Genomic DNA, 14,590 nt, shown 5'->3' on the forward strand with positions numbered 1-14,590 from the left:
CTTGCGTCTTAGCGTCACTCTTAACCCAACTTACTTATTCCTAACTCAACTGTTGTCTTTGGCGTCAGTGGATGGCCTAGAATAAGAAGGTTGTCAAGAATCGCGATATCTGCTGACATGGCTGTTCCTAAGAAGAAAACTTCCAAATCAAAACGAGATAAACGTCGAGCTACCTGGAGGCATAAAGCCGTCGTTGAAGCTCAGAAAGCCCTATCTCTGGGCAAGTCAATTTTGACTGGACGTTCTACATTTGTTTATCCAACTGCTGAAGAAGAGGAAGAAGAATCATAATTTCTCAATCAGGAAAAGCACGAACAGCACCGATAGATTTGATTGCAAAGCTCAACAATCAAACTTCTGACCGCTAGATAAATGCTTTTTCTTAGCTTTCCTGATTGCATTATGAATCATAGACACTCTACATAAGCTCATTAGATCGAAAAAATTGGTAGTGAGTAATTGGAAATATCCATTACCCATTACCTATCATTCAAGAGTTATATAAAGAGTAAAACATTTGGTGCTGTTGGCAACTCAGCAAAAAAGCTTGTAAACATCTTGAGAAAACTGATTTTTCTCTAACTATGCTAGGAAAATTTTTTCAGAAACCAGGTAAAGAAGAGGGCGATCGCGTCCCTCCTGGTCAACACTTAGCTAAAGGTTTTCCCGTATTAACTTACGGCGAAACTCCCCAAGTCAACACTGAAGAATGGGAGTTTCGAGTTTGGGGTTTAGCAAAATCTGCTACCTTTAGTTGGTCAGATTTTATGGCGCTACCTCAACACGAATTCACAGCTGACTTCCACTGTGTAACGCGCTGGTCTAAACTTGATGTCAAATGGACTGGCATTAAAGTTACAGATTTCATGGGTCTGATTGAATTAGACCCAAAAGTAGCCCACGTTATGGAACACTGCTATGGCGGCTACACCACCAATATTTCTGTAGAAGATTTTCTGCGCGAAGAAAACTTCTTTGCTTTTAAAGTCTTTGGTGAAGACCTTCCATCTGAACACGGTGGGCCGATGCGGCTAGTTGTACCCCACCTCTACGCTTGGAAAAGTGCTAAGTGGATTAATGGTTTAGAATTTTTAGCTGCTGAAGAACTTGGTTTTTGGGAGCGCAATGGCTACCATCGCCGTGGTGAACCTTGGGCTGAGGAGCGTTACAGCAACGCTTTTGGAATTTAATAGTTAGGAGTTAAGAGTTAGGAGAGACGCGATTAATCGCGTCTGTACAGGAGTTAGGAGTTGAGAGTTAAAAATTCATAACTCATAACTCCTAACTCCTAACTTTTTTTAACCCAGAAGTTTCTTGATAAACGGCAATTTGCCCTGATATGGAGCGTATCGCCATTTTAAATCGAGCCAGAAGGAGTTTTGCAATACACTTTTCTTATGTGAAAAGGTGTCAAAACTAGCTTTGCCGTGATAGTTGCCAATACCGCTATCTCCCACTCCACCAAATGGTAAAGACGAGACACCAACCTGCATAACTGTGTCATTAATACAGACTCCACCAGAGGAAGTTTCTTGCAAAACTCGCTTTTGCAGGTTTTTGTCTTGAGAAAATAAGTACAACGCCAAGGGTTTGGGTCTAGAGTTAATTAAGGCGATCGCTTCTGCAATGTCAGTATATTCAATGATCGGTAAAATGGGCCCAAAGATTTCTTCCTGCATGACAGAATCTTCTAATGAGACATGATCAATCAGTGTTGGGGCGATATAACGCTCTGAAGGTTGATTTTCTCCACCAACGACAACTTCACCGTCTTTAAGAAAACTAACTAATCTCTCAAAGTGTTTTTGACTGATAATCCGGGCATAATCAGGACTGCTTGCTGGATTTTCGCCATAAAATTCTTTTAAAGATTTTTCCAGACCATCTATTAAATCTTTCTTGATTGTTTTATTAACTAAAAGATAGTCGGGGGCGATACAAGTTTGTCCAGCATTAATGAATTTTCCCCAAGTAATTCGTCTGACGGTGTGTTCAAGATTAATGTCAGTATCTACGATACAAGGACTTTTGCCTCCCAATTCTAAAGTCACTGGTGTGAGATATTTTGCCGCTGCTGCCATGATGATTTTGCCGACGGCTGTACCACCAGTAAAAAAGATATGGTCAAACTTTTCTGCAAGTAGTTTTTGACTTGCTTCCACGCCTCCTTCAATCACTGCAAGATAAGCAGGGTCAAAATGTTTGGCAATAATCTTAGCAATGACATCAGACGTATGAGAAGCAATTTCTGAAGGTTTGATAATTGCACAATTACCGGCTGCGATCGCACCTATTAACGGTGAGATAATTAACTGAAATGGATAGTTCCAAGGGCCGATAATTAAGACAACCCCTAATGGTTCTGGATAAATTTTTGCTGAGTAGGAAAAAAAATCCCAGGAAACCGCTGCTTTTTGGGGTTTACTCCAGTTTTGAAGATGTTTGATGGCGTAATCAATATCCTTAATTACGCTGATTTCTGTAAGGTAAGTTTCTACTTCTGGTTTATGTAAATCCGCTTGTAATGCCTCGACTATTGACTGTTCATGCTCAATGATTGCTTGCTTAAGATTTTTCAGTTGTTCAATGCGAAAATTTACATCTTTAGTTTTGCCCGTTTGAAAAAAATCTCGCTGAGTCTGGATAATATTGCCAATGTTAGATAATTCAGTGGTAATCATTGTTTTGTCCTATCAAAAACTATTTAATAGTCATGCCATTATCTCAGCATATTTGATTATTCAATTTTTAGCGTTTGATTTTCTAATTGATTTTTTTACTTTAAAGTATTGCTAGATATAGTAAGGTTATAAATTATGAATTGCCAGGATAAAAAACTCTAAAATTCATAATTTATAATTACTAGTTTTTCATGCTTTGGTGGGTAGAAGCACAATAAATACACTACCTTTGCCCAACTCGGAATTAAGCAGAATAATGCCTTGATGTGCCTCGACAATTCGACGAGCAAGATACAGTCCTAAGCCACTACCAGAACTCTTATGACTGCCTTGGCGAAATCGTTCAAATATAGTGGCTTGTTCTTCAGGGGGAATACCTGGGCCTGTATCCGCTATTTCAATTCTAATGTAGTCAACGGAATTGGATGTTTCAGAGAACTGAGATTGATTACTTTTGTTGAACTGGCGTTGAGAAGCAAAACGAATAGTAATAGACCCGGAGTCGGTAAATTTGATTGCATTTCCGATGAGATTGGTAAATAGACGATGCAGTTCTAAGCGATCGCCCATCACTGTGTTTGTGCTTGACTCTTCAGTAACGTCCAAATTTAGGGAGAGTTTTTTATCTTGAGCTAAGGGTGACAATTCTCCAGTCACTTCATCTAGCAATTGACCCAGATTAACTGGTTGAAACGCCAAACTTTTGCGACCCGCTTCAAAACGATAAACTTCCAATAAGGTATTGACCATAGAAAGCAGGTTGATATTGCTACGGGCCATGATGGTGATTACTTCCTGCATTTGCGGTGATAATGTTCCCAACGCTCCTTGCTGAAATAGCATTAACATACGATCAGCAGCTACCAAGGGAGTGCGTAAGTCGTGGGTGAGGCGGGAGACAAAATCTTCTCGCTGACGGGCAATTTCATCACGTTCATCCATACTATGCTTCAAACGTAGGAGCGATCGCACTCGTGCCAGCAATTCATCTACTGTTACAGGTTTGCGGATAAAATCATCAGCACCCAAGTCTAATCCGTGGGCGACGTTGGGCGCATCGTGGGCAGTAATCAGCAGTATGGGGATATATTGCGGCAACTTCATCTCACCACGAATGTGTTTAGTGACTTCGTACCCGTCCATACCTGGCATCATCAAATCCAGCAGAACCAAGTCACAAGGAGAAGCTTTCAATTCTGCCAAGGCTGAAATACCATTTTCTGCGGTGCTAATGGTGTAACCTTCTTCCTCCAAAATAGTTTTGATCAAAAACACGTTATCAGGAGAGTCATCGACAACTAGAATTTTGTCAGAGCGAGAAGATTGTGAAGTCATTATAGATGCAGGGTATGGGATAAAAGTAAATTTTTAGGGAAACTGGTTTATTGGTATAGTTTCTTAGGTACGACCCTTATATATACTTTCTCCAAAAAAAATTGTTTACCAAAGAATTTATATAAATGTATTTTAAAAACTACTTTACTTACCTTTTTAACAGATAGTCGCAAGCTAATTAAATTATGGCTCGTAAACTTCTAGAACTGAATACAGAGGATGGAGGCACGATTTTGGTAGCAGTTGAGCTACCAGATGCATCAGTAGGCCGTGTAGCGCCCACTGGTGAGTTACCTATAGAAAAAGTAGAGGCTAACTTCGATGCAGTTAAGGAATTGATTGTTCGCGGGTGTCGCCCAATTACAAAGGCGTTTCGTACCTTGCAGCAAGAATCGCAACCCGTAAGCGGAGAAGTTGAGTTTGGCGTGAATTTTACCGCTAGAGGCTCAGTCTATGTAGTCGAATCCACTGGGCAGGCATCACTGAAGGTGAAAATAACTTGGAAACTGGCACCCGAAGAAAACAAGTAATAAATTTTCATGAATTGGGAATTAGTTAGGGCTTGTACCGTAGCGATCGCTACCCCAGAAGGTTACATCCAAGGCACGGGCTTTTTTATCTCAACCAATGGATATTTACTCACCTGCGCCCATGTTGTTGAGTCGGCAGGGGGTTGGGAAAAAGTCCGAGTCAATGGGCAAAGGGTTGAGTTGGTTTATTTAGGCGATCGCACCCGCGATGATTTCGCCATATTGCAGTTATCCGGTTATCAAGACAAAGCTGTACCCTTATCGCTAACTTTTGAGCCAGGAAATCAATTTCGCTCAATTGGTTATGGGCGTTCAGACTTCCCAGAAGGCGGAACGATTGAGGGCAATATCACTGATGCTAACAGCCATTCAGGTTTTGGTAACTTACCGATGTTACGGTTGCGGGTAATGGCAGACGCACAACAAATCATCGGTGGCTATAGTGGTTCCCCTGTGTTTGATATTCAATTGCAAGCAGTAGTTGGGATGATCGCCGCTTACGACAATACCCAAGGGGGATTAGCTGTACCATTAACCACAATTCATAAAAATTGGGCTGAATTGTCAAGTTTGCTGCATCGAGAACTAACCTCAGAACTTGAATTTCCGTTTTTCGATCAAGCTTTTTATGTTGATTGTTACAAAGAAGTGAAGAAGCCAGGGGCATTAATCCGGGTGAAAGCTCCCTTGCGATGGGGCAAAACCTACTTAATGAAACAAATTTTGGATTATGGAACTCAGCAAGGCTATCAAGCAGTACGAGTAGACTTTCAAGAGCCAGAAAAAGAAATATTCAACACTCTAAAGCCTTTCTGGCAGTGGTTCTGTGCCAGGATAGTCAGAGAATTAAATCTACCAGATAAACTGGCTGAGAAGTGGAAAAGTACAGTGAGTGCCAACTTAGACTGTACAAACTACTTTGAAGAATATTTATTGCCAGCAATCAATAGTCCGCTAGTTTTGGCATTAGATAACGTTGATGTCATGTTCTCCTATCACATAGCTTGTAACTTTCTTCCATTACTACGAGCTTGGCATGAGAAAGCCATAACTAAGCCTATTTGGCAAAAGTTACGGTTGGTAATTGCCTACTCCAAAGAAGATAACATTCCTATAGATACGAAGAAATCGCCCCTAAATGTGGGGAAAGGCATTGAAATACCAGAGTTAAATCAGTCACAGGTGCAGAATTTAGCACAGCGCCTCCAACTCTCTTGGAATGGAGAGCAAGTTGTCCAACTAATGGCGATGGTTGGTGGGCATCCTTGGCTGGTGAAAGAGGCACTGTATAAAATTGCACGATGCGAACTGACGTTGAAAGAACTATTGACAATTGCTCCCACTCAAGAAGGCTTATACAGCGACCATCTGCTTGATCAATTGTCGATTTTGCAGGACAATCCAGAACTAAAGCAAGCCATGAAGCAAGTAGTTATTACCAATAGCCCAGTTAGAATAGATTCTGATAAAGCATCTAGATTACGAAATATGAGACTGGTGAAATTCACAGGCAATGATGTTCTGCCTTTGTGTGATTTGTATCGCCTGTATTTTCGCGATCGCTTAGGTGTATAGTGATGATTTCAAATATCCCGGAAATTTGCCCCAGTACGTATTTGCAGGTAGACAGAGGAAACGGAGAATGATGAGTATGCAACTGCATTGGACATAACTAATGAATCCAGAGCCTAACCCAAACTACGAATACCAAGTTGGGGGTACTTTACCTTCAGATTCCCCTACCTACGTTACGCGGCAGGCAGATGAGGACTTGTACAAAAAGTTAAAAGCAGGAGAATTCTGTTATGTCCTGAATTCGCGGCAGATGGGTAAATCGAGTTTGCGGGTAAGAACCATGCAAAGGTTGCAGGAAGAGGGAATTGCTTGTGCTGAAATTGATATTACCGCCATCGGCACTCAGGATGTCACCCCTAATCAATGGTATGCAGGTGTAATTGACAGCCTGGTTAGAAGTCTAAAACTAAACGATAATTTTGATTTAGAAAGCTGGTGGAGAGCGCAAAGATTACTGCCCCCATTGCAGCGATTGGGCAAGTTCCTTGAAGAAGAGATGCTAGCTGCTATTCCTAAAAAAATTGTTATTTTTGTTGATGAAATCGATAGCGTTCTCAGCCTGAGTTTTTCAACTGAGGATTTTTTTGCTTTGATTCGAGCCTGCCATAACCAACGTGCTGATAAACCAGAATATAAACGCCTGACATTTTGTCTTTTAGGAGTAGCAACTCCCTCTGATTTGATTCAAGATAAACAGCGTACACCTTTTAATATCGGTCAAGCAATTGAACTCAAAGGTTTTGATCTAATTGAAGCCGAGCCTTTAGCTAGGGGATTAGTAGGTAAAGTCACTAATCCCCAAGAAAAGCTAAAAGAGGTTTTGGAATGGACTGGTGGACAACCTTTTCTTACCCAAAAGCTTTGTCAATTTATTTTAGATGATGAGCAAATATTGTCTGTAGAAGAATTAGTGCGATCGCGGATTATCCAAAATTGGCAATCTCAGGATGATCCAGAGCATTTGAGGACAATACGCGATCGTATTTTCAGCAACAAACAGCCTGCGGATCTGCTGCTTGAATTATATGAACAAATTTTGCGAAAAGGAGAAATGGAAGAAGATAATAGTCCGGGACAAATAGAATTGCGCCTGTCAGGATTGGTAGTTAAGCAAAATGGCAAATTAAAAGTTTATAACCGCATTTATAAGTGTGTTTTTGATAACAACTGGGTTAATCAGGCGTTAGCAAATTTGCGACCTTATGCAAAGGAATTAGCAGCATGGCTAGAGTCTAATCGTCAGAATAAATCTGATCTCTTAGAAGGGCAAAAATTACGACAAGCTCAAGCATGGGCAGAACATAAACAGTTGCTTGTTGAAGATTATCAATTTTTATATGCTAGCCAAGAATTGGAAACACGAAAGCAGCAACTTTTATATGCTAGCCAAGAATTGGCAACACGAAAGCAGCAACGCCTTGTCTTAGGGCTTGCTCCAGTACTACTAATTTTAGTACTTGGATTGTCATACTGGAAATTATCACAAAGAAATTCAGTTACTAACAATCCGCCAGTCCCAACACCGTCAATAACGGAACAAGCAAAACAGCCACAGCCAGGATCGCCATTTTTTATTAGTGAAGGTAAGTTTACTTTATTTATTAGAAGTGAAAATCCAAGTCTTGCTCAGGCTTTTGAAGCTTTTCAAAACAAGGATTATACCCAAACTCAAGTTGTTGACTTTTTTAAAAAAGCTAGACAAGCCTTTCCTTACGATCCAGAGTTGCAAATTTATTACAACAATGCTAGAGCATATCAACAAGGCAAGCCACTCACTCTGGCAGTGGTTTTACCAGATACTAATAAAGAAGCGGGTATTTCTAAAGAACTATTGCGAGGAGTTGCACAGGCACAAGATAATTTTAACAGTTTAGGTGGAGTGAATAAGCGATTTTTAAATATAGTAATTGCAAATGATAGCAGCGATCAAACTCAAGCTCAAAAAGTTGCTAGAGAGCTAGTTAAAAAAAATATTCTAGGAGTTATTGGACACTATACTAGTCCAAATAGTCAAGCGGCACTACTTCAGTATGAAAGCGCTGGTATAGCAATGATATCTCCAGGAAGTACAAGTACCTCACTAAATAGCAGAGTATTTTTTAGAACAGTACTTTCTACTGAAGTAAATGCTGGTAAGTTAGCAGATTATGCTACGAATCAGGGCTATAAAAGAGTAGTAATTTTCTACAATCCTGATGATATTTATAGTAATAACGTAAAGGAAGAGTTTGAAAAATTATTTAAAGAGAAGAATGGGGAAGTTATAGATACTCCTAATTTGGCTGATCGTTCACTAGATACATCTACCGAAATTTCAAAAATTAATAAACAAGGTAAAGCAGATGCAATTGTTCTGTTTCCGAATACAGAATTAACTTCTGTGGCACTTGCAATTGCTCGCGCTCAGGGAAGCAAAAAATTGCCTCTGCTAGGAGGAAATGCTTTGTATAATCAAGACACTTTGAAATCAGAAGCTTTTGAAGGTTTAGTTATATCTGTAGATTGGTTTGCACAAGAGCAAAACTCAATAAAATTTGCAGAGGAAGCTAAGGGAATGTGGGGAGGACAGATTAGCTGGCGCACAGCTACAGCTTATGATGCGACTAAAGCTTTTATTACAGCTATATCTATGTCTAACAATCCCACACATCAAACGGTTTTAGAAAACCTCAAATCTCCAAATTTTAATGTTCCAGCAAACAAAACTTCAGGGTACTCACTCCATTTTGATGAGAAAGGTGATCGCCAACAAGAACCTGTTCTTGTCAAAGTAGTTAAAGGTAGCGATGGCCTGTTTAAATTTGAACAAGTTAAGTAACGAAGAAATTTATCGTGACTCCAAAATAACCGATCGCTCATTCCCCAGAGGTGAGATTATCCAAAACTTGCTGAAATTCTGCTGTGGAAGGAATTGCGATCGCACCTCACCACAGAACAAGCGATCGCTCATTCTCCAGACGTGAGATTATCTAAAAGTTCCTGGAATTCTGCTGTGGAAGGAATAGCGATCGCACTTTCACCAGAAAGTAGGCGATTCGCTCATTCTCTAGAAGCGAGATTATCTTTGCTGGAATTGTGCTGTGTAAGGAATAGCGATCGCACTCTCACTATAAAACAGGCGATCGGCGTGTTATGCCAATACATCGGCGTGTTATGCCAATACGGTGGCGTGTTATGTTAATACATCGACGTGTTATGCCAATACGTTGGCGTGTTATGTTAATACATCGACGTGTTATGCCAATACATCGACGTGTTATGCCAATACATCGACGTGTTATGCCAATACGTTGGCGTGTTACGTTAATGCATCAGAGCGATCGCCCATTCTCCAGACGTGAGATTATCTAAAACTTGCTGAAATTCTGCTGTAGAAGGAATTGCGATCGCACTTTCACCAGAAAGTAGGTGATTCGCTCATTCTCTAGAAGCGATGCCAACTCTTTTGGCAAAACCATTATCCTCTTTCCAAGGATTATCGTAATCAGTAAGTTGCTCGGTCATGAACTAAAACAAAAAGTACCTCTGTGCCATTGGTAAAACTGTCGCAGGTTCACAAATCAGCAACTCACCATCTGCCCTGACTTGATATGTTTCTGGATCAACTTCAATGTGGGGTAGTGCATCATTTAGCTTCATATCCCGCTTACTCAATTGGCGTGTCCCAGAAACTGCAACTGCTGACTTTTTTAAACCTAGCTGATGAGGAATTTCTTTCTCTAAAGCTGCTTGGGAAACAAAAGTTAATGATGTGGCATGACGCGCCCCTGCAAAACTACCAAACATCGGTCGCATATACACTGGTTGCGGTGTGGGAATACTGGCGTTAGCATCGCCCATTTGCGACCATGCAATCATCCCGCCTTTAATCACTATCTCTGGTTTCACGCCAAAAAACGCGGGACGCCACAAACACAAATCTGCTAATTTTCCCTCTTCCACTGAACCTACATATTCAGCAATTCCGTGAGCGATCGCAGGATTAATCGTATACTTAGCAACATATCTTTTTGCCCGAAAATTGTCTGCTTTTTGCTCAGTTCCTTGTGGGTTAAGAGTTCCCCGTTGCACCTTCATTTTGTGAGATGTCTGCCAGGTGCGAATTATCACTTCGCCTACTCTTCCCATCGCCTGGGAGTCGGAAGAAATCATGCTAAATGCGCCTAAGTCGTGCAAAATATCTTCAGCAGCAATGGTTTCTCGACGGATGCGAGATTCGGCAAAAGCGACATCTTCAGCGATCGCAGGATCAAGGTGATGGCATACCATCAACATATCCAGGTGTTCGTCTAAGGTGTTGACGGTGTAAGGACGTGTGGGATTGGTAGAAGATGGCAGAACGTTAGCTTGGCCGCAAACTTTGATGATATCTGGTGCGTGTCCTCCGCCTGCGCCTTCGGTGTGGTAGGTGTGGATGGTGCGATTCTTGAAAGCAGCGATCGTATCTTCGACAAATCCGGCTTCGTTCAGAGTATCAGTATGAATCGCTACTTGCACATCGTATTCATCGGCAACGCTGAGGCAAGTATCAATTGCTGCGGGTGTGGTTCCCCAGTCTTCATGTAGTTTTAACCCCATTGCACCGGCGGCTACTTGTTCTACAAGTCCTTGGGGTTGACTGGCGTTACCTTTGCCCAAAAATCCTAAGTTTACGGGAAAAGCATCAGCAGCTTGCAACATTCGGTAAATATTCCAAGGGCCGGGGGTGCAGGTAGTGGCATTTGTACCCGTAGCCGGGCCAGTACCGCCGCCGATCATGGTAGTAATTCCAGAAGCGATCGCAACTTCAATTTGTTGGGGACAAATAAAATGAATATGGGCATCGATACCGCCAGCAGTGAGAATCATTCCTTCACCAGCTAAGGCTTCAGTTCCGGGGCCGATAATAATATCTACATTATTTTGAATATAAGGATTTCCAGCTTTACCAATTTTAAAAATCTTGCCATCTTTAATGCCAATATCGGCTTTGACAATACCCCACCAATCGAGAATTAAGGCATTAGTAATTACTAAATCTACAGCACCATCGGCATTAGAAATGGGGGATTGTCCCATTCCGTCTCGGATGACTTTACCGCCGCCAAATTTCACTTCGTCGCCGTAGGTGGTGAAATCTTGTTCAACTTCTATAAATAATTCTGTGTCTGCAAGTCGGATGCGATCGCCTACTGTTGGGCCATAGGTTTCGGCGTAGGCGCGGCGATCCATTCTGTAAGGCATATAAAATCCTTTTTTTTAACGCAAAGGGACGCGGAGGGAAGCGCAGAGGTACGCGGAGAGTTTTTAGAGGTTTCCGTTAATTTTGGCGTTGAAGCCGTAGACTTGGCGAGTACCAACGAGGGGGATTAGAGTTATTTCTTTTTCGTCGCCTGGTTCAAAGCGAACTGCGGTTCCGGCGGGGATATCGAGGCGCATTCCTCGCGCTTGTTCTCTGTCAAAGTTTAAAGCGGTGTTGACTTCATAAAAGTGATAATGGGAACCGACTTGTATGGGGCGATCGCCTGTATTTGAAACTTGTAATTTTATAGTTGGACGACCAACATTTAATTCAATTTCACCTGCTGGTGTGATAATTTCTCCAGGAATCATAATAAATTAAAATTTACAAAATTAACGAATGGGATTATGTACTGTTACTAACTTTGTGCCATCAGGAAAAGTTGCTTCTACCTGTACTTCATGAACCATTTCTGATATTCCTTCCATGACATCATCCCGCGTCAATAGAGTTGTACCATAACTCATTAATTCAGCTACAGTTTGCCCATCCCTTGCACCTTCTAAAATGGCAGCAGAAATATAAGCGATCGCTTCAGGATAATTCAGTTTTAAACCCCTTCCTTTACGTCTTTCTGCTAATAAAGCAGCAGTAAAAATTAATAGCTTATCTTTTTCCTGCGGTGTAAGTTGCATTCTTACCTCCTCTAAGTTCTTTGCGCCTCTGCGGTTAGTTCAAACCTGCCACACTCTTGGTATACAATTACCACGATTCAAGAAAGAAACTCGCAGCATCTGCCAAACATCAATAAACCAGTTTCTCACCTCAGATGTGGAAGAACCGCGATATCGACACAATAATCCATGTTGTAACCGACTAACACCCGCTTCTCCTTTCCCATCCCATAAATTTCGCGTTTTTTCGACAATTTCTGCTGAAACTACACCACCAACCCAAACTAGACTACCTACAATTGGTTTTCCAGCCAAGCCGTGGGGACTGTGAAAAATTTCTTCGCTACCCCGTAACCATTGCCGATCAATCCATAAGGGAACATCTCGCTGCCAAATTTCCGTGTGCGATCGCCATTCTCCTTGCAAGAATTTCTCTCCTCTAGCACTGCGACCAAATCGGGTAATTTCCCAGCCTAACCAACTGCCCCCGGTTGCTAATTCTACCCGTAAATCTTGCCGATAAATCGCGTCGTTAAATAAAATTGTCTCTTGCGGCAACCATTCTAAACAAGCGCCAGCGTCAACTTGCATTTGGATGGTTTGTCTAGCTTGTAAGCCATTACTGCGATATATTTTGCTTGCAGCAGCTGTAGTGATTAAGGCTTGGGTTTGGGGCTTGAGGTGGATGTTAGAGGATAAGCGATCACCTCCCACCATTCCCCCAGCCGTGTGTAAAATTACGCTATGACAAACTTTTTGCCCTTCTGGATAAAATGGGCGTTGTACCTTCAGGGGCGCTTGTTGGCGATCGTAAATTAATTGGGTTTTACCCTGGCGATCGGCATAGACTAAATTAAGTTTGCCATGCCAACCTTCTGCTACTTGCGGATTGCAGGTCATTTATAAATTCAAGATTAAAGTTCAGATACCTTATATTTCTTTAATATATTCTCTGTTACTTTGCCTGCATTTAATCATAGTTTTTTCGCCAATATTACATAATCATCTAATGTATGAAGTTTATCCCTAAACAATTTTTCTAACCATGAGAATCTTGCGCCTGATTTTTGAATTTCTTGCAATAGTTGGACTGCACGTCGGATATCCCCGCGTTTTAAAGAGAATTTTAACTGCTGACTTTGCCACCAATTTACGATAAGATTATTCATAACCAAATCCCTCTTTGCCTTCCATAATTTCTACACCTGGAAGCCGAGAAACTAAGTTTGTCTTAAATTTCATATAGCTTAATTTTTCATCCTCATACCACCAAGCGTATTTTTGCTTAATTTCTTCAGCTTCTTGACGAGTTGATGCTACAAGAGAACGACTCTGGCTAGAATGGAAAGATTGAATTACAATCCTATCGGCAATGGCTAATTTTTCAATAAAAGCAGCTTCATCAGTTGCTAAAGTAGGAAGTAGAGGGGTAATAGTGATAGTAATTTTAGGAAGAAAACCTTTAAAATAATCAATACTTTGTTTGATTTTAGTGATAGCATTTAGTCTAGCTTTAATACTGGGCGATCGCGGTTCAAAATCTTTTCTCACTAATTCGCTCCCAGTGGGAATACTCATATTAATTCGCAATCGCTTGAATCGTTGTAAATAATCAATATCTCTAGTAATAATTGGGCTACGAGTTTGAATCACCAAAGTTGGAGTTGGATAACCGTCAATCCCCATATCTAGCATTACCTCCAATAACCGACGAGTCAGCTGATGTTTAGACTCAAGTGGTTGATAAGGATCGGTAACGCTACTCATGTATATACTAGGAGGAGTATGAGGATTTTTTTATACCACTTTTTTAATTCTTTCGCTAAAATCTCAGCAGAATTTTCCTTAAAAATTACCCATTTACCCCAATCTTGGCGCATTTGAGCATTAGGGGTAAATGCAGCAGCATAGCAATAACTACAACCGTATTGACATCCCCTGTAAGGATTTAGAGTAAAATCATAATTACCAATAAAGCCAGTAGCTTTTGTTAAGAGTGATTTCGCATTTTGGGCATAAACATTGACATCTCCAAATTTTTCTCTAACTAATTTGGTAGGAATGCATTCGCAATAACCTTCATATTTTGGTTGTGCCATGTGAATCCTGATATTTATTGAGAGTGAATTAACACACCCTACTTATTATGATTCTCATTTTTACTTTTAAATTACTTTACCAAGGTGTACCAATATCTGCTGCTACGAGTTGTGAATTTTCACCTAATCCTTCCAAGATAATATTAATCGCATCTACGGGATAAGTTGGTCGATATTTTACATAATCCTCTGCTCTGTCAGAAAATCGGTTGAGTGGGTTTAAGGTATGTAAGGAGATTGTTTCAGGATTAATTTTGCTCATGGGTTTTTATGGAAAAGTAAAAATGAACTATTGGGATAGTCTTGTTCATTTGGTATTAATTTACCTTTATCAATTAAAGAATCAATGACTTCTTGCGTAGCCACTAATTCTTCTTCGGAAGTTACGGGACGAGGAGTAAAAGATTTGAGTAATTCAATATATAGCAAAGTGCTGAGTGCTGAGTGCTGAGTGCTGAGTAAGAACCCGGTCGTT

15 protein-coding genes and 2 pseudogenes are annotated in these 14,590 nt (G+C 40.8%); 6 read left to right on the plus strand and 11 right to left on the minus strand.

What is annotated here, in order from left to right; translation table 11 throughout:
• Positions 1–117: 117 nt before the first annotated feature.
• Together rpmF and RMY27_RS31220 are read left to right on the plus strand one after the other, a co-directional pair.
• Entirely contained in the window at positions 118–291 is a 174-nt protein-coding gene (gene rpmF / locus RMY27_RS31215) for a 50S ribosomal protein L32 (protein WP_012407602.1), read from the plus strand.
• A 293-nt stretch (positions 292–584) separates the two neighbouring features.
• Positions 585–1,190: a sulfite oxidase-like oxidoreductase gene (locus RMY27_RS31220; RefSeq protein WP_322668705.1), complete on the plus strand. Its 606-nt coding sequence runs from the start codon at positions 585–587 to the stop codon at positions 1,188–1,190.
• A 108-nt stretch (positions 1,191–1,298) separates the two neighbouring features.
• Here RMY27_RS31220 and RMY27_RS31225 read toward each other — a convergent pair whose 3' ends face one another.
• Positions 1,299–2,681, minus strand: coding sequence for an aldehyde dehydrogenase (locus RMY27_RS31225; RefSeq protein WP_322668706.1), 1,383 nt, complete (start codon positions 2,679–2,681; stop codon positions 1,299–1,301).
• A 189-nt stretch (positions 2,682–2,870) separates the two neighbouring features.
• Positions 2,871–4,016, minus strand: a complete 1,146-nt coding sequence (locus RMY27_RS31230; protein WP_322668707.1) for a hybrid sensor histidine kinase/response regulator — start codon at positions 4,014–4,016, stop codon at positions 2,871–2,873.
• A 185-nt stretch (positions 4,017–4,201) separates the two neighbouring features.
• Here RMY27_RS31230 and RMY27_RS31235 point away from each other — a divergent pair, with 185 nt between their 5' ends.
• From RMY27_RS31235 to RMY27_RS31250, 4 genes are all read left to right on the plus strand, one after another.
• Positions 4,202–4,546: a CU044_2847 family protein gene (locus tag RMY27_RS31235; RefSeq protein ID WP_322668708.1), complete on the plus strand. Its 345-nt coding sequence runs from the start codon at positions 4,202–4,204 to the stop codon at positions 4,544–4,546.
• Positions 4,547–4,555: 9 nt separating this feature from the next.
• The gene (locus RMY27_RS31240) at positions 4,556–6,121 is read left to right on the plus strand and encodes an AAA-like domain-containing protein (RefSeq protein ID WP_322668709.1); all 1,566 of its coding nucleotides are present in this window, start codon (positions 4,556–4,558) and stop codon (positions 6,119–6,121) included.
• 100 nt (positions 6,122–6,221) lie between these two features.
• Positions 6,222–8,939, plus strand: a complete 2,718-nt coding sequence (locus RMY27_RS31245) for an ABC transporter substrate-binding protein (RefSeq protein ID WP_322668710.1) — start codon at positions 6,222–6,224, stop codon at positions 8,937–8,939.
• A gap of 93 nt (positions 8,940–9,032) precedes the next feature.
• The gene (locus RMY27_RS31250; RefSeq protein ID WP_322668711.1) at positions 9,033–9,302 is read left to right on the plus strand and encodes a hypothetical protein; all 270 of its coding nucleotides are present in this window, start codon (positions 9,033–9,035) and stop codon (positions 9,300–9,302) included.
• Between the two features lie 326 nt (positions 9,303–9,628).
• Here the strand turns inward: RMY27_RS31250 and ureC are convergent, their stop codons facing one another.
• The 9 genes and pseudogenes from ureC to RMY27_RS31295 form a co-directional block, all read right to left on the minus strand.
• Complete coding sequence (gene ureC / locus RMY27_RS31255; RefSeq protein ID WP_322668712.1) at positions 9,629–11,344, minus strand: urease subunit alpha; 1,716 nt, start codon at positions 11,342–11,344, stop codon at positions 9,629–9,631.
• A gap of 63 nt (positions 11,345–11,407) precedes the next feature.
• Positions 11,408–11,713, minus strand: coding sequence for an urease subunit beta (locus RMY27_RS31260; RefSeq protein ID WP_190932845.1), 306 nt, complete (start codon positions 11,711–11,713; stop codon positions 11,408–11,410).
• A 21-nt stretch (positions 11,714–11,734) separates the two neighbouring features.
• Complete coding sequence (gene ureA / locus RMY27_RS31265; RefSeq protein WP_196520369.1) at positions 11,735–12,037, minus strand: urease subunit gamma; 303 nt, start codon at positions 12,035–12,037, stop codon at positions 11,735–11,737.
• Between the two features lie 39 nt (positions 12,038–12,076).
• Entirely contained in the window at positions 12,077–12,916 is an 840-nt protein-coding gene (locus RMY27_RS31270; RefSeq protein ID WP_322668713.1) for an urease accessory protein UreD, read from the minus strand.
• A 74-nt stretch (positions 12,917–12,990) separates the two neighbouring features.
• A complete protein-coding gene (locus tag RMY27_RS31275; protein ID WP_322668714.1) occupies positions 12,991–13,185 on the minus strand; it encodes a hypothetical protein in 195 nt (64 codons plus the stop codon).
• On the minus strand, positions 13,178–13,783 hold the full coding sequence (locus tag RMY27_RS31280; protein WP_322668715.1) for a hypothetical protein: 606 nt from the start codon (positions 13,781–13,783) through the stop codon (positions 13,178–13,180). The genes RMY27_RS31275 and RMY27_RS31280 overlap by 8 nt, the downstream gene beginning before the upstream one ends.
• Entirely contained in the window at positions 13,780–14,115 is a 336-nt protein-coding gene (locus RMY27_RS31285; protein WP_322668716.1) for a hypothetical protein, read from the minus strand. The genes RMY27_RS31280 and RMY27_RS31285 overlap by 4 nt, the downstream gene beginning before the upstream one ends.
• A gap of 88 nt (positions 14,116–14,203) precedes the next feature.
• Positions 14,204–14,377, minus strand: a pseudogene (locus RMY27_RS31290) (SAM-dependent methyltransferase); the annotation flags it as partial.
• Positions 14,374–14,590: pseudogene (locus RMY27_RS31295) on the minus strand (hypothetical protein); the annotation flags it as partial. The pseudogenes RMY27_RS31295 and RMY27_RS31290, both read right to left, overlap by 4 nt.

It is taken from the genome of Nostoc sp. DedQUE09, assembly GCF_034530915.1.
Taxonomy (GTDB): domain Bacteria; phylum Cyanobacteriota; class Cyanobacteriia; order Cyanobacteriales; family Nostocaceae; genus Nostoc.

Bases quoted from the DNA above. Each gene is read 5' to 3' on its own strand.
- RMY27_RS31245 (WP_322668710.1), top strand. From the start codon at position 6,222: ATGAATCCAGAGCCTAACCCAAACTACGAATACCAAGTTGGGGGTACT.
- rpmF (WP_012407602.1), top strand. From the start codon at position 118: ATGGCTGTTCCTAAGAAGAAAACTTCCAAATCAAAACGAGATAAACGT.
- RMY27_RS31230 (WP_322668707.1), bottom strand. From the start codon at position 4,016: ATGACTTCACAATCTTCTCGCTCTGACAAAATTCTAGTTGTCGATGAC.
- RMY27_RS31285 (WP_322668716.1), bottom strand. From the start codon at position 14,115: ATGGCACAACCAAAATATGAAGGTTATTGCGAATGCATTCCTACCAAA.
- ureC (WP_322668712.1), bottom strand. From the start codon at position 11,344: ATGCCTTACAGAATGGATCGCCGCGCCTACGCCGAAACCTATGGCCCA.
- RMY27_RS31225 (WP_322668706.1), bottom strand. From the start codon at position 2,681: ATGATTACCACTGAATTATCTAACATTGGCAATATTATCCAGACTCAG.
- RMY27_RS31260 (WP_190932845.1), bottom strand. From the start codon at position 11,713: ATGATTCCTGGAGAAATTATCACACCAGCAGGTGAAATTGAATTAAAT.
- RMY27_RS31270 (WP_322668713.1), bottom strand. From the start codon at position 12,916: ATGACCTGCAATCCGCAAGTAGCAGAAGGTTGGCATGGCAAACTTAAT.
- ureA (WP_196520369.1), bottom strand. From the start codon at position 12,037: ATGCAACTTACACCGCAGGAAAAAGATAAGCTATTAATTTTTACTGCT.
- RMY27_RS31220 (WP_322668705.1), top strand. From the start codon at position 585: ATGCTAGGAAAATTTTTTCAGAAACCAGGTAAAGAAGAGGGCGATCGC.
- RMY27_RS31240 (WP_322668709.1), top strand. From the start codon at position 4,556: ATGAATTGGGAATTAGTTAGGGCTTGTACCGTAGCGATCGCTACCCCA.
- RMY27_RS31235 (WP_322668708.1), top strand. From the start codon at position 4,202: ATGGCTCGTAAACTTCTAGAACTGAATACAGAGGATGGAGGCACGATT.
- RMY27_RS31280 (WP_322668715.1), bottom strand. From the start codon at position 13,783: ATGAGTAGCGTTACCGATCCTTATCAACCACTTGAGTCTAAACATCAG.
- RMY27_RS31275 (WP_322668714.1), bottom strand. From the start codon at position 13,185: ATGAATAATCTTATCGTAAATTGGTGGCAAAGTCAGCAGTTAAAATTC.